The sequence below is a fragment of the Dyadobacter sp. SG02 genome, from assembly GCF_900109045.1.
GTDB lineage: Bacteria > Bacteroidota > Bacteroidia > Cytophagales > Spirosomataceae > Dyadobacter.
On record NZ_FNYL01000014.1, the window covers coordinates 64,949 to 87,286 of the forward strand.

General features: G+C 53.1%; 17 protein-coding genes. 12 read left to right on the forward strand and 5 right to left on the reverse strand.

The features are described from left to right. Positions 1-16: 16 nt before the first annotated feature. Complete coding sequence (locus tag BMW93_RS27385) at positions 17-2,677, forward strand: PAS domain-containing protein (RefSeq protein ID WP_090383994.1); 2,661 nt, start codon at positions 17-19, stop codon at positions 2,675-2,677. Here BMW93_RS27385 and BMW93_RS27390 read toward each other — a convergent pair. Then, a complete protein-coding gene (locus BMW93_RS27390) occupies positions 2,674-3,270 on the reverse strand; it encodes a hypothetical protein (protein ID WP_090384348.1) in 597 nt (198 codons plus the stop codon). The two genes, BMW93_RS27385 and BMW93_RS27390, sit on opposite strands and share 4 nt — an antisense overlap. Positions 3,271-3,275: 5 nt before the next feature. Further along, a complete protein-coding gene (locus BMW93_RS27395) occupies positions 3,276-4,094 on the reverse strand; it encodes a metallophosphoesterase (RefSeq protein WP_229240861.1) in 819 nt (272 codons plus the stop codon). A 169-nt stretch (positions 4,095-4,263) separates the two neighbouring features. Here BMW93_RS27395 and BMW93_RS27400 point away from each other — a divergent pair, with 169 nt between their 5' ends. From BMW93_RS27400 to BMW93_RS27415, 4 genes are all read left to right on the forward strand, one after another. Continuing rightward, positions 4,264-4,710: a hypothetical protein gene (locus BMW93_RS27400; RefSeq protein WP_090383999.1), complete on the forward strand. Its 447-nt coding sequence runs from the start codon at positions 4,264-4,266 to the stop codon at positions 4,708-4,710. 216 nt (positions 4,711-4,926) lie between these two features. Further along, positions 4,927-5,304 (forward strand): hypothetical protein, encoded by a 378-nt coding sequence (locus tag BMW93_RS27405; protein ID WP_090384002.1) that lies wholly within the window; start codon positions 4,927-4,929, stop codon positions 5,302-5,304. A 94-nt stretch (positions 5,305-5,398) separates the two neighbouring features. Continuing rightward, positions 5,399-9,754: a CusA/CzcA family heavy metal efflux RND transporter gene (locus BMW93_RS27410; RefSeq protein WP_090384354.1), complete on the forward strand. Its 4,356-nt coding sequence runs from the start codon at positions 5,399-5,401 to the stop codon at positions 9,752-9,754. Between the two features lie 6 nt (positions 9,755-9,760). Further along, the gene (locus BMW93_RS27415; RefSeq protein ID WP_090384005.1) at positions 9,761-10,939 is read left to right on the forward strand and encodes an efflux RND transporter periplasmic adaptor subunit; all 1,179 of its coding nucleotides are present in this window, start codon (positions 9,761-9,763) and stop codon (positions 10,937-10,939) included. Positions 10,940-11,073: 134 nt separating this feature from the next. Here BMW93_RS27415 and BMW93_RS27420 read toward each other — a convergent pair whose 3' ends face one another. Next, positions 11,074-12,636 carry a sulfatase gene (locus BMW93_RS27420; protein WP_409013120.1) on the reverse strand — a complete coding sequence of 521 codons (1,563 nt, stop codon included), beginning with the start codon at positions 12,634-12,636 and terminating at the stop codon, positions 11,074-11,076. 240 nt (positions 12,637-12,876) lie between these two features. Between BMW93_RS27420 and BMW93_RS27425 the strand changes: the two genes are divergently transcribed. The 3 genes from BMW93_RS27425 (at position 12,877) to BMW93_RS27435 (ending at position 14,004) form a co-directional block, all read left to right on the forward strand. After that, complete coding sequence (locus BMW93_RS27425; protein ID WP_090384007.1) at positions 12,877-13,266, forward strand: hypothetical protein; 390 nt, start codon at positions 12,877-12,879, stop codon at positions 13,264-13,266. A gap of 101 nt (positions 13,267-13,367) precedes the next feature. Continuing rightward, positions 13,368-13,601 (forward strand): hypothetical protein, encoded by a 234-nt coding sequence (locus BMW93_RS27430; RefSeq protein WP_090384009.1) that lies wholly within the window; start codon positions 13,368-13,370, stop codon positions 13,599-13,601. A gap of 88 nt (positions 13,602-13,689) precedes the next feature. Then, positions 13,690-14,004 (forward strand): type II toxin-antitoxin system VapC family toxin, encoded by a 315-nt coding sequence (locus tag BMW93_RS27435; RefSeq protein WP_090384012.1) that lies wholly within the window; start codon positions 13,690-13,692, stop codon positions 14,002-14,004. A 64-nt stretch (positions 14,005-14,068) separates the two neighbouring features. Here BMW93_RS27435 and BMW93_RS27440 read toward each other — a convergent pair whose 3' ends face one another. Both BMW93_RS27440 and BMW93_RS27445 read right to left on the reverse strand, forming a co-directional pair. Next, positions 14,069-14,857, reverse strand: coding sequence for a DUF4397 domain-containing protein (locus BMW93_RS27440; RefSeq protein ID WP_177194222.1), 789 nt, complete (start codon positions 14,855-14,857; stop codon positions 14,069-14,071). A gap of 13 nt (positions 14,858-14,870) precedes the next feature. Next, positions 14,871-17,618, reverse strand: a complete 2,748-nt coding sequence (locus tag BMW93_RS27445) for a TonB-dependent receptor (RefSeq protein ID WP_229240863.1) — start codon at positions 17,616-17,618, stop codon at positions 14,871-14,873. A 777-nt stretch (positions 17,619-18,395) separates the two neighbouring features. On the opposite strand from BMW93_RS27445, the gene BMW93_RS27450 reads away from it, so the two are divergent. The 4 genes from BMW93_RS27450 to BMW93_RS27465 all read left to right on the forward strand — a co-directional run bounded on the left by BMW93_RS27450 (position 18,396) and on the right by BMW93_RS27465 (position 22,319). Next, positions 18,396-19,706, forward strand: a complete 1,311-nt coding sequence (locus tag BMW93_RS27450; RefSeq protein ID WP_090384019.1) for a peroxiredoxin — start codon at positions 18,396-18,398, stop codon at positions 19,704-19,706. Between the two features lie 449 nt (positions 19,707-20,155). Continuing rightward, a complete protein-coding gene (locus BMW93_RS27455; RefSeq protein WP_090384021.1) occupies positions 20,156-20,611 on the forward strand; it encodes a protein-disulfide reductase DsbD domain-containing protein in 456 nt (151 codons plus the stop codon). Positions 20,612-20,630: 19 nt separating this feature from the next. Beyond that, entirely contained in the window at positions 20,631-21,584 is a 954-nt protein-coding gene (locus BMW93_RS27460) for a cytochrome-c peroxidase (RefSeq protein WP_090384023.1), read from the forward strand. A 120-nt stretch (positions 21,585-21,704) separates the two neighbouring features. Continuing rightward, on the forward strand, positions 21,705-22,319 hold the full coding sequence (locus BMW93_RS27465; RefSeq protein ID WP_090384026.1) for a TetR/AcrR family transcriptional regulator: 615 nt from the start codon (positions 21,705-21,707) through the stop codon (positions 22,317-22,319). Positions 22,320-22,338 lie beyond the last annotated feature (19 nt).

Genomic DNA, 22,338 nt, shown 5'->3' on the forward strand with positions numbered 1-22,338 from the left:
TTGGCCGAGAAACGATATGATCAACCACTATCTGAGTCAGGTATTCAAGTATCTACCCGCGCCAAGTATGGTGGTGCTGCCCGACGCGCCCAAATTCACGATCACCGACGTCAACGACGCGTATCTCGATATGGTACGTTTGGGGCGTAATGAGCTCGTTGGCAAGGGGTTTTACGAGGCGTATCCGAATAATCCATATAACCTCGTATCCCCATGGAACAACCTGCTCGAAAAGCTGGTAAAGGATGGATTGCCCAACCAGTCGCCTGCGGCCAAGTACATTCTGCCGCCGGACGACCGTGGCTGGCAGGACGTCAAATACCTGCTGGCGACAAATACCCCGGTCCGGAATGAGGCCGGTGAAATTGTGTGTATCGTGCGTACCGTGACGGATGTGACCGAACTAACGCTCGCGCGGCAGACGCACAGCCCGTTCACTTCCGAAAAATTTCTGAACGAAACGCTCCGCATTGCTCGCGTGGGTAGTTGGGAGGCCGATCTGATCAACCAGGTGATCACCTGGTCGGATGTGGTGAAGGAAATTCACGAGGTACCCGCCGATTACCAGCCCGGTTACCTGACGGCGATCGAGTTCTATCGTGCGGGAGCGCACCGCGATGCTTTCATGGAAGCCGTGCAGAACACGATCGTGACGGGTAAACTGCTCGATCTCGAACTGATCATCACTACCTGGACCGGCCGGGAGAAATGGGTGCGGGTAACCGGTAAGGCGGATATTGTGGAAGGCGTATGTACACGCATTTACGGGGTCATTCACGATATTCATGAGCGTAAAATGGTTGAGCAGGAGCTCGTACAGTCGCACCGGCAGTTTGAATCGCTCGTACAGACGGTCGACGGGATCGTGTGGGAAGCCGATGCGGAAAATTTTCAATTCAATTTTATCAGCGACCAGGTACAGCATATTCTGGGTTATACCCCGGAAGAGTGGCTCGCCGACCCCGCCTTCTGGCAAAACCATATTCACCCCGAAGACCGCGAACAGGCCGTGCGTTACTGCCATCGCGAGACGCAGGGCTTGCGGAACCATATTTTCGACTACCGCATGATCAAGGCCGACGGAAGCCTCGTGTGGATCAAGGACGTGGTGTCGGTGATCCGGGAAGGCGGAAAGGCGGTCCTGCTGCGGGGCTTGATGGTCGACATTTCCGAAGCCAAACGACTCGAAACCCTCGAACACCTCGAAAAAGTCGTCTTGGAAATGAATTCGGTAAAAGGCACACCGCTGAGCAGCGTCCTGGATCGGTATGTGAGAGGGGTGGAAGCGATGTTCCCCCATTCCAGGTGCTCGTTGTTGGGTGTAAAAAATAAAAGATTGCACAGCCTGGCATCGCCTTCGCTGCCACTGGAATATGTAGAATCCATTAACGGCCTGTCCATAGGAGAACAGGCGGGCTCCTGCGGAACGGCGGCTTTCCTGAAACAGCAGGTAATCGTGAGCGATATCGCCACCGATCCGCGCTGGGAATGCTACCGGCATCTCGCATTGCCCCACGACCTGCTTGCCTGCTGGTCGTATCCGATCATACTCAACGACGAAGTGGTAGCGACCTTCGCAGTGTATTACGACCGCATCGCAGAGCCGGGAGAAGACGAGCTGAAAGTAATCGAGCGGATCGCCGCCATTTTGAAGGTGATTTTTGAAAACAGGCAGAATTCGGAACTCGTGCAGGACGTCAACGAGCGGTACGAGTATGTGAACATGGCCACCAACGACGCCATTTACGACTGGGACCTCATGCGCGACCATATCGAATGGGGCGACGGCTTTTTCCGGATTTTCGGCAACGAGCCGGACAAAAAGCATTACCCGCTGTCGCGCTGGGCGGAGCGGGTACATCCGGCCGACCGCGAGCTTATCGGGAAGAGCCTGGAAGTACAACTCGCCGACCCGCAGCAGTACAAATGGGCGGTCGAGTACCGTTTCAGGAAATCCGACGGACAGTACGCCTTCGTAGAGGAAATAGGTTATTTCCGGCGCAACCGGGCAGGAAAAGCCATTCGTATGATCGGGGTGCTGAGGGATGTTACCAAGGCCCGGGAGGAGGCGCACGAACTGAAATTGCTGGTGTCGGTGATTACCAACACCAACGACGCCGTGCTCATTGCGGAATCCGACCCGCATGATATTTCGGGGCTGAAAATCCTGTACGTCAATGCCGCTTTCACCCGCATTACGGGCTATTTGCCCGATGAAGTAGTAGGCAAAAGTCCCGCTTTGCTGAGAGGTTTCAGCCCTGCGCGGAACGATTTCGACCGCCTGCAAGACGCTATTTTCAACATCGAAGCGCTCAAAGGCGCCACGCTGCGTTACGCCCGCGACGGCGAGGAGTTCTTCATTAACCTCGCACTTCTGCCCGTGGCGAATGCCCGCGGCGTGCATACCCACTGGATCGCGATCGGCCACGACGTAACCGACCGCCTGCGGTATATCAGCGAAATCGAGGAACGGAACCACAAGTTACAGGAGATCGCCTGGATGCAGTCGCACGTGATACGCGCGCCGCTCGCGAGGCTGATGGGTCTGATCGACCTGATCCGCAACTACCAGCATTCGGATACCGAGCGAAACGAGTTGCTCGATCACGTCCTGACGTCGGCCTATTCCCTGGACGAAATCATCCGCGACATTTCCTCGAAAACTGAGCGCATTTAATCGAAACCATATTTGACGCCGATTGAAAGGCTTACGATGTCGTGCAGTTTCAGAAAACCTTTGTTTTGTATGTAGCTGATCATTAGCAAGTCGTAAGTACCCAGCTCGTAATAAAGTTCAAGCGACCGCCTGTGGTTGTTCAGCACCACATTTCGTCCTGCTTTGCCGCCGATGTACGCGCCCGGCCTGATCGACGTAGCCCACCAGTAATAGCCAGCCGGGTAGTAGGAAGGCCATTTGCTATCGAACTGCGGCCCGAAGGTGTAGCTCAGGTAAGCGCCGATCGAGAATGGCCGGATGTAATAATTATTCCGCAAACCGATGCGCCAGGGCGAATAAGTCGTTTTGAGGGTAGTCGTTACCAGCGCGTCGCCACCGAATTTTTGGGGCAAAAACCCAAAAAGGAGGTCCGTTTCCAGCGTCTGGTTGCGCGAGGCATAACCCGGCCCACCGGAAAGAAAGCCGATATTGCCGGCAAACTGTAATTTCAGGTGATCGGGCAGGAACCATTTGCGGCGGGCATTAAGACCCACTTCCTGCGCCTGCGAATGGAGGCTTACTAACAAAAATAGCGATAGGAAATACTTTTTCATGGCTTTCAAAATTCGACCCGTTCAACTTTATAACCGCCTTTCCAGGTCGTAATAACCATGTAACCACGCGCACCCATGGAGGTGGTGAGATGGTAATTCACGCCGTCGTCGTAAAACTGGCCCTCATAAAACCGGTGCTGGTGGCCGTAGAGCGTGAACTTCACGTTCGGGTCGCCGGCTAGCGCTTCGGTGTAGGGTTTTTCGAGGTTTTTGTCAAAATCCGCGTCGAATGGCGGTACATGACCTACCACAATGGTATTCAGCTTCGCGGGATTGTCGGCCAGCTGCGATTTCAGCCAGGCAATGTCCGGCACGGAGCCGTCGAACGCATATTCGCGGGAATTGGTATTGATAAAAATGAACCTGTCGTGCCCGAAACCGAAGGAATAGTTGAGCGGGCCGAACATTTTGCGGTAGGTGGCCGAGCCGTTGGCGACGATATCGTGGTTACCGATCACGGTTACGTACGGGTATTTCAGGCGGGTCATGATCTCGTTCACCCATTTGAATTCCTGGGTGAGCCCGAAATCGGAAATGTCGCCGGCGTGCAGTACGAACGAAATGTCCTTTTGCTGGTTGGCGCTTTTAACAAACTCCTCGCATTCATCGTACCAGCGCTGAGAGTCGCCCATGAGGATGAACCGCGTGGTATCGGAAACGGATAGCTGCGTGATCCTTTCAATGTTCTTGGCGGTGAGGTTCCTTTCCTTTTCGAGTAGCGTTTCCTCATTCGGATTGTATTGGAAAAGGTCGTCGCAGGAGGTGAGGAGGGAAGTCATTGCCAGGCAGAGACCGAGGCCGGTCCGGCGTAGAATGTATTTCAATTTTGTTGATGATTTAGTAAACAAGAGTGACACACGCCCCGGGGAGCGCATTTCAATAACCCCGAAAATCATTGTTTGATTCCGGGTAGAACATTATATTTAGCGGTACTCCCGGGCACAGTTTTTGCGTAGGGTAGGTTAGTATCGTTTTATTTAAATCAATACCATTATGAAAATCAAGGACATAATAGGCGTATTGGGACTATTGCTGATCACATGGTCGGCATCTGCCCAGGTGGTGTCCAAAGACTCTATCAACATGCTGAAAGACCAGAAACAGGTAATCGAACTCAGCAAACGGCTGAATGAACGAAAGCTTGAACTGGCCAAACTGGAAAATCAGGTTCCTCAAAAAACCGAAGAAGTGGCGAATACCGCCGAAAACGCGCAGAAATCTGCCGAGGAGAATAAAAAAGCCGCCGAGAAGCTGGGCGATGATCCGCAGGATAAAAAACATGCGCGCCGGGCAAGCAAAAGCGCCGGTTCAGCGCACCGCGATGCGAAGCGTGCGCGCCGGGCGCAGCAGAACCTCGAAAAGCTGAACAAGAATATCGAATCGCTGAAAAAGAAAATCGCCGACGACGAATCCAAGCTTGCCTCGCTGCAGGGTTCATGAAGCGGTAACTAAAGCATGTGACCGGGCTTGGAGAAATTTGTACTTTTTAACTAATAAACGGAGGTGCACCAAGTGCTATGAAGCTGTCGCCCTGATCCGGTCTGTCACGCTGAGCGCAGTCGAAGCGCGGTTCTGTACCGCGCTTCGACTGCGCTCAGCGTGACATTTTTTGCCCTTCCATTGATTTTAACGATTCGCTGAGTTACTTTTACCTCCGTGAGAAGGCTACTGCGAAATATCATTTTATTTATAGTTATCCTGGATACCACTTCGCTGTGCCAGGTGTACAAAGCGCCTTTGCTACTCAAACATTTCGCCGAGCACCAGTTGCTCAACAGCGAAATCACTTTCTCCGACTTCCTTTCCATGCATTACCTCGGAAAGGACCTCGACGACAATGACGACGACAAAGACATGCAGCTGCCTTTCAAGAAAGTGGAAGCGCATACGTCCAGCTTCATTTTCGTTCCTAATACCCCCGTATTTACATTTAAAAGGGTTTACCTCCCTATCAAAGCCGAGTATGGCCCTGCCACTTCGCAGGTCGATTACAGCACCGTGCTGGGCTCGCTCTTCCGTCCGCCACGGGCATAAATACACCAGATCACAGGGCTAACCATGCCCGAAATGTCCGTGCATGCCATTCGAATGGTCGTGCGCGCATCCGTGTATTTATTTTTCGACCAATATGCTGAACAGAATCATCAGGTTCTCCGTGGAGAACAAGCTGGTGATCGGGATATTCATGCTGCTGTGGGTTGCCTTCGGTAGTTATGAACTGACCCGTTTGCCCATCGATGCCGTTCCCGACATCACCAATAACCAGGTGCAGATCATCACCACCGCGCCGTCGCTCGGTACCGAGGACGTAGAACGGCTCATTACCTTCCCGATCGAACATGCCACGGCCAATATTCCCGGTCTGAAAGAAAGCCGGAGCATGTCGCGCTTCGGGCTTTCGCTCGTTTCCATCGTTTTCGACGACGATTCCGACATTTACTGGGCGCGCCAGCAGGTGACCGAACGTCTTTCACAGGTTGAAATGCCCGAGACCGCCGGTAAGCCCGAGCTGGCGCCCGTCACCACCGGCCTCGGGGAGATTTATCAATATGTGGTGAAGCCCAAAAAGGGTTTTGAGCAAAAATACTCCCTCTCCGACCTCCGTACCACGCAGGACTGGCTTATCCGCAGGCAATTGCTCGGCACCCCCGGGGTGGCCGACGTTTCCACATTCGGAGGCGAACTGAAACAATACGAAGTGGCCGTAGACCCGTCCGGCCTGAAAGCGATGGGGCTCACTATTACCGACGTGCTCACCGCATTGAGCCGCAACAACCAGAACACCGGCGGCGCCTACATCGAAAAAGGCCCGACGGTGCTGTACATCCGCAGCCTCGGCCTGGCCGGTTCGATCGACGACATCAATCAGATTGTGGTCGCCAACCGCGCGGGTGTTCCCGTGCTCGTGAGCCACGTGGCGCAGGTACGCTTCGCATCCGCGATCCGCTATGGCGCACTCACGATGGCCGGTTATGGCGAAGTGGCCGGTGGGATCGTGATGATGCTCAAAGGCGGAAACTCGTCGGAAGTGATCGGGAATGTGAAGGCGCGAATCGACGAGATCAGTAAGACCTTGCCCGAAGGCCTGGAAATAGAGCCTTTTCTCGATCGTACCAAAATGGTGAACAATGCGATTGGCACCGTGGAGCACAACCTGCTCGAAGGCGCGGTGATCGTCGTAATCGTGCTCGTGTTGTTTTTGGGTAACCTGAGGGCCGGGTTTATCGTGGCGTCGGTGATCCCGCTATCGATGCTTTTTGCGGTGGCGATGATGAACATTTTCGGGGTAAGCGGCAACCTGATGAGCCTCGGGGCGCTGGATTTCGGACTCATAGTCGATGGCGCGGTGATCATCGTCGAGGCGATCCTGCATCATTTGCATACCTCCCCGAAATACGCGGGCGTAAGCCGCCTCACGCAGCGGGAAATGAACGAAGAGGTGTCCGGCTCGGCCAGCCGGATGATGAATGCGGCTGTTTTCGGGCAGATTATCATCCTCATTGTATATTTGCCGATACTTTCGCTGTCGGGTATTGAAGGCAAGATGTTCAAACCCATGGCGCAGACGGTCGCATTCGCGATCCTCGGTGCATTCATATTGTCGCTTACTTATGTGCCGATGATCAGTTCGCTGCTGATCGGCAAGACGATCAGCCAGGAGGGGAACTGGTCCGACAGGATCATGGAAAAGATCGAGCGCGTGTACGAGCGGGTACTCGCACGTGCATTGCGCTTCAAGCGCGCGATGGTGGCCGGGGCGTTTGTGCTTTTTGGCGCGGCGGTGCTGCTGTTCAGCCAAATGGGTGGCGAATTTATCCCGCAGCTCGAAGAAGGCGATTTCGCCACGGAAACGCGCCTTTTGGTTGGTACCAATCTCAGTACGACGATCGAGGCGATCAACCGCATTTCCGACCGGCTCAAAAGGGATTATCCGGAGGTGATCAAAGTGGTATCCCGCATCGGCAGCGCCGAAATCCCAACCGATCCCATGCCGATCGAAGGCGGGGATATGATCATCGTTTTGAAAGACAAATCCGAATGGACGAATGCCAGAACCTTTCCCGAACTGGCCACCAAAATGGCCGCTACGGCGCAGGAAGTAGTTCCCGGCGTGACGACCGGCTTTCAATACCCCGTTCAAATGCGTTTCAACGAGCTCATGACCGGCGCCAAGCAGGATGTGGTTTGCAAGATATTCGGAGAAGACCTGAATAAACTCGCCGACTATGCGAACCAGCTCGGCCAGATCGCCCGGCGCGTGGACGGCACCGCCGACTGGTACGTCGAGGAGGTAACCGGCATGCCGCAGATCGTGATCGACTTCAACCGCGCCGAAATCGCGAAATACGGCCTGAATATCGACGACCTAAACAAAACCATCAACGCCGCTTTCGCAGGCGCCGCCGCCGGGCAGATTTACGAAGGCGAGAAACGCTTCGACCTCGTGGTGCGCGTAGGTGCAGAGGGCCGTAAAAGCATTGCGGATGTGCAAAACCTGCTGGTATCGACGCCCAATGGCCTGCAAATACCCCTTAGCCAGGTAGCCACGGTGCGCGAGATCGAGGGGCCGAACCAGATCCAGCGCGAGGACACGCGCCGTCGCATTATCGTCGGGTTCAACGTGCGCGGCCGCGATGTGCAGTCGATCGTGGAGGAGCTGCAAAAGAAGGTCGACGCGAAGATCAAATTCGAGAGCGGCTATTCTATTACTTACGGCGGGGCATTCGAAAACCTGCAACAGGCCAAATCGCGGTTGGGTATTGCAGTGCCGGTAGCGCTTTTGCTGATTTTCATGATGCTGTATTTCACATTCTCGTCGGTAAAGGACGGCGCGCTCATTTACACGGCGATCCCGCTGTCGGCCATTGGCGGGGTGTTCGCACTGGTGCTACGCGGCATGCCATTTAGCATTTCGGCTGGCGTGGGTTTCATCGCCTTGTTCGGTGTGGCAGTGTTGAATGGCATCGTACTGATCTCAGAATTCAACCGCATCAAAAAGGAAGGCCGGATCACCGATGCATTACAGCTGGTGATGACCGGCACGCGCAACCGCCTGCGCCCGGTACTCATGACCGCCGCCGTGGCATCGCTCGGTTTCCTGCCTATGGCCGTCAGCAATGGCGCCGGGGCGGAAGTACAGCGGCCGCTGGCTACGGTGGTGATCGGCGGGTTGGTGACGGCTACATTGCTGACGCTCTTTGTATTACCAGCTTTGTATTTGTTGTTTAATTCAAAAAATAAACCGGAAATGCAGCCACGCAGTGTCGCCACTGTAATAGGCGTATTGCTGGTATTTGCAACTTCGGTACAAGCGCAAAACGCGCCCGTTAAGCTCGACGAAGCGGTGCAAAAGGCATTGGTACATAACCGCCATGTGAAGGGAAGCCGGCTGGGTGAGCAGGCGGCCGAAAAGCTGAGGGGTAGCGCGTTTGATATGGCCAAAACGGGTATCAGCGCCGATTATGGCAAGTTCAACAGCCCTAACAACGACACCCGCATCGGCATTTCGCAGACGATCGCATTCCCGTCTGTGTACACCCACCAGCGTAAGTTCCGAGAAGCCGATTACCTCGCGGCGCGGGCGCGTACGAGGCTGAGCGAGCAGGAAGTTCGTACGGGTGTACGGCAACTTTTCTACGAATATGCCGTGCTGAAAGAGCGCGAAAAGCTGCTGATCTATGCCGACAGCATTTTCACTGGTTTTGAAAATAAATCCAACCTCCGTTTCGAACGCGGCGCTTCCAATATCCTCGAAAAAACGGCCGCCAGCTCGCAGAAACAGCAGATCGCCAACCAGCTTAACCTCGTGCGGAACGATATCGGCATTGTGCTCGAACGGTTCAATTTCTGGTTGCAGGATTCATTGGCATACACCCCGCAATGGACCGTACCGCGCATGGCAGCGCCGAATGCTACCGACACGGTTTCCACGGACTTGCCCCTGCTCGAAATCAGTGAACACCTTACGCAATCGGCCTATTTCCGTTACCGAACAGAGAAATCGAAAATGCTGCCGGAATTTACCGCTGCGTACAACAACCTCAGTTTCCGGGGAACACAGTTATTGAACGGCCAGGAAGTGAACCTTACCGGTAAAGATCGCTTCGGTTACTACGGTCTCGGTATCAACATCCCGATCTTTTTCAAGGCGCACACCGCGCAGATCGCCGCGGCGCGGATCGAATGGCTGCGCGCACAAAACGACGCCGAGCTGACCGGCCAGCGCTTGCGTTCGGATGCGCGGAATGCACGGGAGCAGGTCCGGAAATACGCCGAAAACCTGCGCTATTATGAACAGCAGGGCCTTCCCAATGCGGAAACGATCATGACCGTGGCCGACCGCCAGTTCGTCGCCGGGGAAATCGACTACCTGCAATGGGTGATCCTGGCGGGACAATCCATCGCCATCCGAAGCGAATATGTGAATGCATTGGGCAGCTACAACGAGGCGGTCATCCAGTTACTCCATTTGAACAATCAATAAGTCATTATGAAAACATCCATTTTAATATCCATTCTACTCTGGGTCTGCCTTTCGTGCAATACGGCCAGCCGCCATGAACATGCGGGTGAGCCGGTTGAAAAACAGCCGGATACCATTGCAGCTGCGGGTGCCGGAAGCGCAGCAACGATGAAACTTGTGTCATTCGATCCGCAACAGATCCGCAATGTGGGGATCGAGGTCGGCAACCCGGTTTTGAAAAACGTATCCGGAACGCTTACGCTGCAAGGCAAGATCGACGTACCGCCGCAAAGTACGATCAGTCTGAGCTTCCCGCTCGGCGGCTACCTTAAATCGACGAAAATGCTGCCGGGTATGCGCGTCAGGAAAGGCCAGGTGCTGGCGGAATTGGAGGATATGCAGTTTATCCAGCTCCAACAGGATTACCTCACGGCCCGCGCCAAATTCGAGCTGGCCGAAAGCGAATATGCCCGCCAGAAGGACCTGAACCAGAGCAAAGCAGCCAGCGATAAGGTTTTCCAGCAGGCCAAAGCGGAAATGGAAACACAACGGATACTGATGAATGCCCTCGCGCGGAAACTCGAAGTGATCGGGATAGCGCCCAAAAAGCTGACGCCTGATAATATTTCCAAAACTGTCCCTATTCTTTCCCCCATCGACGGTTTTGTTTCCAAAGTGAATGTAAACGTGGGTAAATACACCGCGCCTACCGACATGCTTTTCGAGCTCGTCGACCCGAAAGACATCCATCTGGCCCTGAATGTGTTTGAAAAGGATTTGAATGCATTGGTCGTCGGTCAGCGGGTTACGGCCTACGCCAATGCCGATCCTTCGAAACGATTCACCGCTGAAATCATCCTCATAGGAAAAAGCCTTACCGATGACAGGATGGCGGAAGTGCATTGCCATTTCGACCGGTACAGCGCCGCGCTCGTACCGGGCATGTTCATGAACGGGGAGGTCTCGGTTGAAACCCGAAGGGCATTGACGGTCCCGGAAAGTGCCGTGGTCCGCTGGGAGAATAAATCGTTTGTATTCGTCGAGCGCGATTCAGGTAACTTTGAAATGGTTGAAATCGTCCCTGGGACCATCAGCGAGGGCATTCAACAGATCGGCGGACCGGGCGTCGGTGCCGGATCAAGAGTGGTTATCCGCAATGCCTATTCGCTGTTGATGAAGATGAAGAACACCGAAGGCGAGGGTTAGGAGGCCGTTTGATAAGAAATTGTAGGAGATTTGGTGATGCAGGCATTATATTTTGATGTGCAATAAACGTACACGTTGTTGTACACGTTGAGTAAAGCTAAAACACCTCCCGGGGCTTCCTGGGGGGTGTTTTGTTATTGAAGCGCTACTTCATCCGGAAATGGCACCGGCTTGCCCGTAGCCTTGAATGCAGGCCATTGCGCGTCCCAGGCTTTGAGTTGCTTTGTCAGAAGCGCAGCCAGTTCTTTTACTTTTGCCGGATTCGTCGCTGCCAGATCATGCTCCTCACCGATGTCGTTGCGTAAATTATAGAGTTCCAGCTTCGCTTGCCGGTAATCGTAGACCAGTTTCCAGTCGCCCTGCCTGAACGCGCTCGCATAGTGGATATTGGGCCCTTCGGCGGCAATCCAGCGGTTGGGGTGGTGCCATACCAGTCCGCGCTTGCCGTCTTTATATGCCGGATTTTTCAGGATGGGCAAAAATGTCTTTCCATCCACTTTTTGAACGGTTTTGGCGGTTTTCACACCTGCAATATCCAGGATGGTGGGAAAAAAATCTTCGATAATCACATATTGATCGGCTACGGCGCCCGCTTTTACTACCCCCGGCCATTTCACCAGCATAGGTTCGCGGATACCGCCTTCATATACGGACCCTTTTCCGGCTTTCAAGGGCAGGTTGTGCGTCCAGGCTTTTCCGCCACGCGCGGGCGAAAGGCTCAGGCCGCCATTGTCCGACATGAAAAGTACCACGGTATTGTCGGCAATTTTCTTGTCGTCTAGGTATTTCAGTACATCGCCCAGGCTCTTGTCCATTCCTTCGATCAGCGCGGCGTATTTGGCTTCCGTACTGTCGAGCCCTGCCCCGAGATATTTATTCAAAAAACGCGGATCGGCCGTCAGCGGTACATGCACTGCATAATGCGCGAGATAGAGAAAGAACGGTTTTTTGTCGGTTACCGGCTTTTCGATGGCTTTCAGGGCCTCGATTGTAATGGCGTCGCTCAGAAACGTATCGGTGCCGTGGTAGGCTTCCAATCCCGGCACTGCATTGCGATTGGGCTTTCCGTTGGCCGGATTGTCGTAATTGGCCTTGCCGGAATAGCTTGCGGGATGCCCGATTGAGCTGCCGGCGATATTCACCTCAAACCCGACATTCAGCGGATCGGAGCCTGGCGTGCCCGTGGAACCAAAATGCGCCTTCCCGCTGTGTACGGTGTAGTAGCCGTTCTGGCGCAGCACCTCCGGCAACGCCGTTCCATGAAATGTATGCTCCACGCCGGCGACGGGGCTGAAACCGTTGATATTCCAGTCGACAGCATTGAGTGCCGCGTCGGCGAAATCGGTATTCTTGTCTTTGTCGGGCGAGGTCCAGTGTGTCACACGGGTGCGCGCCGCATTCACGCCCGTGATCAGGCTCACGCGGGTGGGCGTACACACGGGCATCGCGTACGCGTTCGTGAACTTCATGCCCTCGCGGGCGAGGCGTTCCATATTCGGCGTGTGGTAGCGGCGGTTGAAATCGGTAGGCTTGTTCCAGAAGGGCACCGACGTGTCCTGCCAGCCCATATCATCGACCAGAAAGACGATGATGTTGGGTTTGCTTTTGGACGCGGGCTGCGCCTGGACAGGGGAGTTCAGGAGCAGCACGACCAGCATTATCGCATACGACAGGCATGCTTTAAAATGGGTATTCATGTTCAGTGGGCGGTTCGGGTAAGGAAATGTGAATGTGCCAAGATCGTGAAAATTGGTATGGAAAACCAAATGTTTCACGGCTGAAAGTAACTTTTGCAGCCCAGGTTTTGAACATTGATATTTTTAACTTTACTTTGTCTATAAAATAAGTAGACTAATATATTCCGCATTAAACCACCTGGATGCTGGAATGGAATTTTTGAGGCGAGGAGCATCAACTCCTGTTAACTGGAAACCGTCATGATATTAGAAAAGACATTTCATCTGAGCGTGGGCCGGGAGGCCAAGATCGTGGTAAGAGGGCAGGTGGCCCGCAACCGCGGCGAAATCGTCATCGATTACGAATTTCTCATCCGCGAAAAACACGACACCGACTTCCGCGAACCCATCGGGCCAAACCATCCGCAATACTGGAAACTGAAAAAATCCACCGCGGAAAGAGCACAATTACTCCAACTCGAATACAGCGGTATCTCGCGTAAGCAAATCAAGGAAGCTACCCGCGAATTCAAGCGCGCCGTCGGCCCGGGCTACACATTCCGCTATCAAAACGAAATAGAGGAACGTACGAAATATTTGAAAGGCATCCGCGTGAGCGCGTTGAGCAGGCGGATGCTTTCGGTGGCGTAACCTTCTGCTCATTTCTCAATTATCCAGCGGATAACGCGCTAATTTAGGTTGCACGGGCTTTCCGGAATTGTTATTTTGGGGAAAAGCAATTCCAGAAAGCTATGCAACACACATTTCATTTAAAGGCCGGGAGTATGACACCCGGTTTTCTGCACATGATCAAAAATCTCTTTGGAGATAAAGAAATCAAGATCGTAGTAGAAGATGTCCAATCTTCCGACGTCTCCCGAGCCGAATTGTACCAATCAACATTGGAATTAATAGACCTCTTCAACGACGCGAAGATCGATCCGAACATTAATATTTCGGAGATAGCAAATGAAGTGAATCTATGACATACTTCGACACCGATGTATTGATTCATTTGCTTGTCCCGCAAGATGATGTAAAACATAAGCTTGCAAGAATGTATTTGATGATGCTTTGGATGCCAGGAAGGTGTTGATATCGTTTCTTACATTGCAGGAGGCGATCTTTGTCTTAGAGCGACTGGGTCAACCGGCTCAGAAAATAGAAAAAGCAGTATTTAAATTTCTGGAATACCATCCGGTAGGTTATGATGTGATCGAAATGCAAAGGGCTATTGTATTGGGAAAGCAACTGGGCTTCCAGCACATCAACTACTGCCTCCATACCGCCATCGCAGAACGGCATTGCGATAAGCTGTATACTTTTAATAAATCCGATTTCAAGAGGATTGCAAAACTTTCGAAATTGAAGGTGGTTGTTTTGGAATAATAAACGAGCCACAAAAAGCCGCACCACCATCGGCAGTGCGGCTTTCATTTTGTCCAATCACCATTTACTTTACAGGATGTTCAATTACGCTGGTGCCGAAGGACGGCGTGGCGGTTATGAGGCCTCTTGTGAAGACCGTGTATATTTTCCCGGCCTCCAATGGGAGGCTGGCGGAGCCTACTTTGGCGGAGTTTGCGGCGTTGATGTAATCGACGTTGAGCGTTCCCGCGTCGACGGTTTCGAAGGGGCCGAGCGACCAGGCGCTTAATGCTTCGCCGGATAATGCGGAGTTGGCGGCGCGGCCGTAGGCTACCTGATTGAAGAGCGTTTTGCCGTTTTGAACTACATTCAATGTGCCCGCGCCGGGCGATAGGTTGATGAACCGGAGCTTGGCTTTACCGGAGGCCGGGGCTTTGAGGTCGTCGTAGAACAGGATCAGCGAATCGGCTTTGTTGTTGGCGGTTCGCGCGGCCACTACGGTGTGGTAGAAGGTCGCGATGGGACCGTTGGGGCGGCCGGTGGCTGTAAATGTGGCCGAGTTGCCGAACTGGTAGGACGCCTTGTAGCTCGTGTTGGTGCCTTCCGTGAAGTTGATCTGCACGTTTCCGAAGACGGTCGGCAGGTATTCCGAGGCCTTGTTGATGGCCACGGGCGTGGGCGTCACTTTGTCGGTAAATGTCCAGAATGACAGCCCGGCGTCGATCGGGCGGGCATTTACGAAGCTGATGTATGCGCTCAGCGGAGGCCGGTCGGCGGCGTCGATATCGAGGTAGCCGGCGTCTTTGCAACCGGAAGCGAGGAAAATGGCCGGGATAATGCCCAGTTGCCGGACCAGTCGCTTGAATGTGTTCATGTTCATGTTTGGATTAGAGTTTTGCGGTAACACGGATGAATGGCTGGATACCGGCGCTGCCGTTCTGGATGCCGATCACCGATGGATTATTCAAAGCGCTCAGTTTGGGGTCTGAATAGTCGCCCAGCTCATTGAAGAGGTTATTTACGCCCAGTGCGGCCTGAATGGATTTGGTTAACGTATAAGCCACCGACACATCCGCCACCCAGATCGGTTTCAGCTTTTGGTAGAAGTAATCGGGTTTTGGAAACGTCGCATTCAAGGCCGATGCATTGGTAACCGATCCGAAATACACGGCGCGCGCGAGGTAGGTGAGCCGGTTTTTCTTGAAAATACCTTGCAATGTGATCTTCTGACCGGGGATCTGGGAGGTTACCCGCGCTTTTTCGCCATCGTTGAAGATAATGTAACGGTAGGCTTCCAGTCCTTTCGGGGTATTGACGCTTGTGACCCCGTTTTTAACAAAGTTGGCGCCCAAAAGCAGGCTCAATGTACCATTACGGAACGGCGTGCGGTAGCTTCCCGTAACTTCCAACCCCTTGGTGCGAGTGCTGAACGAATTATAGAAGAATTTGGCCTGGGTAGTGCCGGTTTGCACGAATAGCGTGCGGACCTCGGTCGGCAGATTGACATCGGTAGCCGAGAAGTTACCCGTATTCCCCACACGGTTGTCGACATCCACGAGGTAGGCATCGGCCGTGAGCTCGAAGTTGCGGAATGGCTGCGACGTAAAGCCGACCGTGTACCCTTTGGATTTCTCGGGTGTGAGCGTGGGTATGCCCAGTGCGCGGGTCGCGGCGCTCTGGTTGGAGGCGGTTACCTGATCGATGGCGCGGCCCTGCTGGAAGCTAGTAGAAGTTTCGGTATAGTAGTATTGGGCCAGGTCGGGCGCGCGGAAACCGGTATTGTGCGATGCACGGACGCCCAGCCAATCGGTAATGCTGTACCGGGTCGCGACTTTGTAGGTCGTTACGTTTTGTAGCTGTGAGAAGCTTTCGAGCCGCACGGCGCCGGACAGCAGCCATTTGTTGGTAATATTTGCCTCGATATCGGCATATCCCGCGAGGATCGAACGGTTTACGCTCACCTCGTTTTCGGGGCGGAAACCGGCGTGGATCTGCGAGCCCGGTGAAAGGCCGTTCAGGCCGATGCTACCGTCTTTGGTTTCGTAAATAATGCCGTTGGCGGTCGTATCAAGTCCGTAAATAGCCCTTAAATCGGCTTTGGAGTAAGATGCTTCCTCACCTGCAATGATCTGGTAAGTTTCCACGCGATATTGTGCTCCAAACGCCACGTTAATACCTTTCAGCACCTTTGGAAAGTAACGGCTGATATCGATGCTGCCGGTATTCTGGCTCGCATTGTAGCTGCCCGCGTCGAAGGTGGTCGGCGTTTTCAGGCCCAGACTCGCATTCAACGAGTTGGTAATCACATTCCCGAAATCGTTTTTACCATATACATTGGAAATATCGACGTCCCAGTCACGGATCTTGCCTTTGATACCGACGGCGAATGATTTATCGGTAATGATGTTCTCCATCGCGGGCAGGAAACCGTCGGGGTAGAGGAAAGCATTGTTGCGCTCGGTCCATCCCGGTAGCCGGTATACGGCGGTGAACTGCGAGTTACGGTGGCTGATGCCACCGAATGCGTACAGCTCGGCATTCTGACGGATGGGGACGGCGGCGTTGAAGAACAGCAACGCGTCCTTGGCCTTGTTGGAACCGCCGCCGCGACGGTCGAAATGGTGGCGGTCGATGCCCCGGGATGCGAGAATGGCCTCGTCGATTTCCTTCGTATAGATGGCATCGTAGTTGCGCGTGTTGGCGCCGCCGCCATAGATCGGGCCAAGATAGAGACCGGCGTTGTCGTTGCCTGGCAAGATGGAAATGGCTTGGGTTGCAAATTCAGCGGTGGTATTCAAATATCCGCCGGTTTTACCCAATGCAAAACCATAGTTGGCATTGGTGCGGGTGGTCGTGCCATCGCCCCGGCGTCGGGTGCTGGCCGTGGAGCTCAATGAAAGCTGGTCGACGCTCTTGTTGAGCACGATATTGATCACGCCCGCAATGGCGTCGGAACCATATTGCGCCGCCGCTCCGTCGCGCAGGATCTCTACACGCTCGATGGCGGCCGTCGGGATCGCATTGAGGTCGTAGCCCGTCGCGCCATTACCCAGCCCGCCCCAGTTGATGTTGGCGCTTTTGTGGCGGCGTTTGCCGTTGACGAGTACCAGCACTTGATCCACGCCTAACCCGCGCAATTGCGAAAGGTTCAGCGCGGAGCCCGCATCGCCCGCATTGGTACCGTTCACAGAGTGGAAAGAGGGCGAGACATATTGCAATAGCTGCGTAATGCTGACCTGCGGCGCCGATTCCAGCAACGGTTTCAAATCGATGACATCCACCGGCACCGGCGAATCGATCTTCGTGCGATTGGCATTCCGCGACCCTACCACCTGCACCTCTCCCAGCGTATGCGTGCTGGCGAGCAACGTTACATTGTATTCGTTAGAAGCGGTAATGGGCAATTCCTTTGCTGTAAAGCCGATAAACGAGAATACCAGGGTTTCTCCTTTGACAAGAGAAAGGGTGAAACGGCCGTCGGTGTCGGTAATCGTGCCCTGGCGCGTGTTTTTGATCGCCACGTTCACGCCCGGGAGGGGCGCGCCGTCTTCTGCGTGCACTACGCCTGTAAGCGTGCGCTGCTGGGCGAGCAGGGGAGTAGATATTAAAAGTATAAAAAGTAATAAATGTTTCATAAGTATTATTTAAAACGACGAACTTGAAACCGATGGAAAAACCTGATCCGGCGATGGCGGAAATGGGTTGCGCCCGGCGTGTACCGGACCAACGCCCGGCGTCCCAACGGAGAGCCTGCAGTCCCGTCGGTAGCCATTCCGCACACCGTCGGATCAAGTATTATTATATTTAATCTACGGATTTTATAGACTAAACATATTTTAAAAAAAGCAGTTAACTCCGCCAGGCATCGGCCGGACAACAACGGTAGTGCGTACAGGTACTTTTGAGCACGGAATGCTTTGAATGAACAGGTTTTGACATGACTCGTAAGTTTATGGTTTCCGAAAAAGACGGCGGCTGGTCGGCAGTTGGGAAGTAATTGTAAGACGGCACAAAGGTAATGGGGCAGGGGCCGGTTTATCAAAATTCTGAAAATACAAATCGGGCACGTTGCCACCAGATGTACGCTCCGCATTATAGGTACGTGCGTAGGAGTTTGGTGGTACGAAAAACGAGTTTATTCTACTTAGTCTACGAAAATTGTAGATAATTAAAACCGACGTTTTATATTTGCTCCATGATTCAACGGCCGGTCACAAACCACCACCGACCTGCCGAATGATCCGGGCCAATCCTGCAAAATGCCTCGGATCGAACAAGAAGCACTTTCAGCGTGCCGGCAAAATGCGGGCGATCCATGCAGCCAGCGGGCTGTACATCGCAATCGTCATCAGTCAGGCCCGCTCAGGCTTAATGCATTTCATTTTTTCAAAAACCTAAAAATTTCCAGTTGTATGAAAATCAGCAACCAGATGAAAGCCGTGGCATTGGCAGGGGCCACATTGTTCGGTAATGCAGCATTTGCGGACGGTCCGGATGCCAAAGCGCCCAGGCAGGGCGTATGGCGGGGCGAGTTCGTGATCAGCGAAACACACATTCCATTTAATTTCGAATACAATGCCAAAGACAAGGATCACCCGATCCTGACTTTGCTGAACGGCTCGCGTCGCGATGATTTCAAAGTGACCAGGCTAGGCGGGGATTCGATTTTTGTGAAAATGAATACTTACGACGCCGCGCTCGAGGCGAAAGTGGAGACCGACGGCAAGATTTCCGGCGAGTACCGCAGTCTGGTGCCAGGTTTCCGCGGCAACGCGCTGCCATTCTCCGCCGAATACGGTAAGGACTATCGTTTCGTGGAAAAAGGAAAAGAGCAGCCGACCAAACATAACCTTTCGGGCAAATGGGATTTGCAGGTTTTCAGTAAAGCCAAAATGCCTGATAATGTGGCGCTTTTGAAACAGGAAGGCAATAAGCTGACGGGCGTGGTGATGTCCACGGTAGGGGATAGCCGCGAGCTGGAAGGCGTGGTACAGGGCGACGAGTTCGTACTCTCGCACTTCTCGGGCCCGAACCCGCGCGTGTACAAGGGCAAAATCAATGAGGACGGCAGCATTACCGGCGTCATCAGCTCGGGTATTTACGATAACACCAAATTTGAAGGCAGCAGGAACGACAAAGCCGAACTGCCGGACCCTTATAAACTCACCTTCCTGAAAGAAGGCTACAAAAAGCTCGATTTTACGTTGCCCGACCTCGACGGTAAGCAGGTTTCGCTCAGCGACGACAAATACAAAGGTAAAGTGGTGATCGTGGAGATCATCGGTACCTGGTGCCCCAACTGTACCGATCAGACATCCTTCCTGGCGCCCTGGTACCGCGCCAACAAGGCCCGCGGCGTAGAAGCGATCGCGATTGGTTTCGAGCAGAAAGACGACCTCGAATATGCTAAATACACGCTCGGTACATTGAAAAAGAAATACGGCATTGAATACGACATCCTTTTCGGAGGTATCGCCGATAAAAAAGTGGCTTCCGACAAACTCCCGGCGCTGAACCGCATGATGGCGTTCCCGACGACAATCCTCATCGACCGCAAGGGGGAAGTACGTCAGATCCACACCGGCTACACCGGCGAGATTACCGGCAAATATTTCGAGGATTACGTGGCGAAGTGGAACAAAGACCTCAACGAGCTCATCTCGGAGCCGGTCCCTGCGGGCGTTAGTTCGGCCGCGGTTGGCACGACCAAGAGCTCGAAGTAAGAGGTTCGGCACGCAGAGGTTGTTGTTACATCCCTACGGGATTTGGGAATATCGCGGGAGGCCATTTTTCTACCTATGTTACGAGCCTGACGGCACTGGCCGGTAAGGCGCCAAATCGCGAGGGGATTTGGGAGTATCGCGAGAGCCCATATTTTCTCCAATGTTACGTGCCTGACGGCACTGGTCGGTAAGGCGCCAAATCGCGTTAGCGATGTAAGATTGGTAGCCAAATCAAACCGCTAACGTTCGGTAAATGCCGTCAGGCATGTAACAACAATGCTATTGAATGGCGCATCGCCGCGTTCACACACAAGACAAAAATACTTGGACTAAATCGTGAGTTCAACAAACTAGGTACGTGGTGATTTGAGACAACTGCAAGGCGCCGCCGATAAGGCGTAACATGCTTTGCAGTTGTTTAATGTATTTCAATTCAAAACAGTATTCCCATGATTTACAGAGTGATAATGCTCGTGCTATGCTGTGCGGGCAGTGTATTTGCGCAGGATTTGAAGGATATTTCCCGCTGGAAAGTGAGCTTTTCGAAAAGCGATGCCAAACCCGGCGAGCAGGTGGAAGTGGTATTTTCCGCTGATATTAATAAGCACTGGAAGCTCTATTCGTCCGATTTCAAAGGGGATATCGGCCCGCTTCCCACCGAATTTGCATTCAACCAGAATAATGCCTACCAGCTTGTGGGCGAGATACGGGCCGTGAAACCGCTCAAAGCCGTCGACCCGAGCTGGGACAAGGCTTACACCTATTTTACCGACAAGGCCGAGTTCCGGCAGACGATTAAAGTCGCCAAGGCCGGTGGAAAGGTTTCAGGGACGATCAAGGGACTTTTGTGTTCCAACGAGGATGGCCTTTGCGTGCCTTTCAAGGAGTCTTTTGAAGTGCATTGATTTAAATCCGTAGTGTCAAATGGGTATTACAAAATGGCTGGCGGCTGCGCTTTGCAGTGGTTCGCTGGCATTGGTGTCGCTGCAATCCAACGAAGCTTCGGTGGAGGTAAATACGAAAGAAGAGCTTGGCGAGAAGCTGTTTTCGGACCCGATCCTCTCGCGCGGACGCGCGATCAGTTGCGCGTCGTGCCACATTCCGCAATTTGCATTTGCGGATACTGCCGCTTTCAGCTTCGGCGATAAGGGTACGCGGCTCACGCGTAACAGTCCGGCTTTGACGAACCTTTCGGGGCGCACGGATTTCTTCTGGGACGGTCGCGCCGGCTCGCTGGAAGAGCAGGTATTGGGGCCGCTTTCGGCGCATGATGAAATGGATTTGCCGGTAGACCAGGCCGTGGAGCGCCTGAAAAAGGACGATTTTTACAGTGCGGCATTTCAGAAAGTATTTAAATCGGAAGTGAATAATAAGAACCTGCTCAGCGCCATTGCGGCATTCGAGCGTACGCTGGAAACCACCGATACGCCTTATGACCGCTACCTGGACGGGGATGAAAAAGCTCTTTCGGCAGCGGCCGTGCGCGGCAGAATGCTTTTCATAGGCAAGGCCAATTGCGCTACTTGCCATTCCGGCGAAGATTTCACTGCCGACCGTTTTAAAAGTATCGGCCTTTTTAATGGCAGGGAACTGAATGATCCCGGTCGCTTCAAAATCACCGAGGACAGCTCGCATATCGGCCTTTTCAAAGTACCCGGCTTGCGTAATGTCGCGGTTACTGCTCCCTACATGCATAATGCGATGTTCAAAACGCTGCGCGAGGTGGTTCAATACTACAACACACCAGACAAATTTGTCCAAAATCCCATCAACCGCGACCTGTCGCTCGGCAGCGCGCTGAACCTTTCCGATAGCGAGGTCGACGATATCGTGGCGTTCCTCGAAGCGCTTACCGACGACCGTTTCAAACAAAAATAGCTTTGCCTTCGCATTCTTCTCCCGCTCACAGGTAGAATTTCGCCATTCCTAACTTATTTTGGTAAACAATTTGCATTTACTAAACAGTGTTTATTATATTCACATTGTAATTACAAAAGCATGGCGATTAAGGAAAGAAAAGAGCGGGAAAAGCAGGAAATGAGGAACCTGATTATCGAATCGGCTACTCAGCTGTTTTTGAAGCAAGGCTACGATAAGACGTCGATTCGTAGCATTGCCGACGATATTGAATATAGTCCGGCTACTATCTATCTGTATTTCAAGGATAAGGATGAAATTTTTTATGTAATCCACGAAAATGCATTCGACTTGCTGGACAAGGAGCTTAGGAAACACGATGCGATAGCCGATCCGTTTGAAAGGCTGGGGGCGATCGGCAGGACTTACATCAGGTTCGGGCTGGAAAACCCGGATTACTATGACCTCATGTTCATCATGCGTGCGCCGATGGAGCAGATCAAGAATGAGGAGAAGTGGAAAGCGGGTGAATGTGCATTCGGCTATTTGCTTACCACACTCTCGGAATGCCTCGAACAAAAGAAAATCCGGCCGGCGGATTTGCACGTAACGGCGATTATGGTCTGGTCGTTTGTCCATGGACTAGTTTCGCTTTACGTACGCGAGCGCATGTGCATTCTCATGATGCCCGATGACGCAACGCGCGGAGTATTGTACAATTCATTCGATCTTTTTATGGCCAATCTGAAAACTTAAAAAATTTTGCCATTCACTA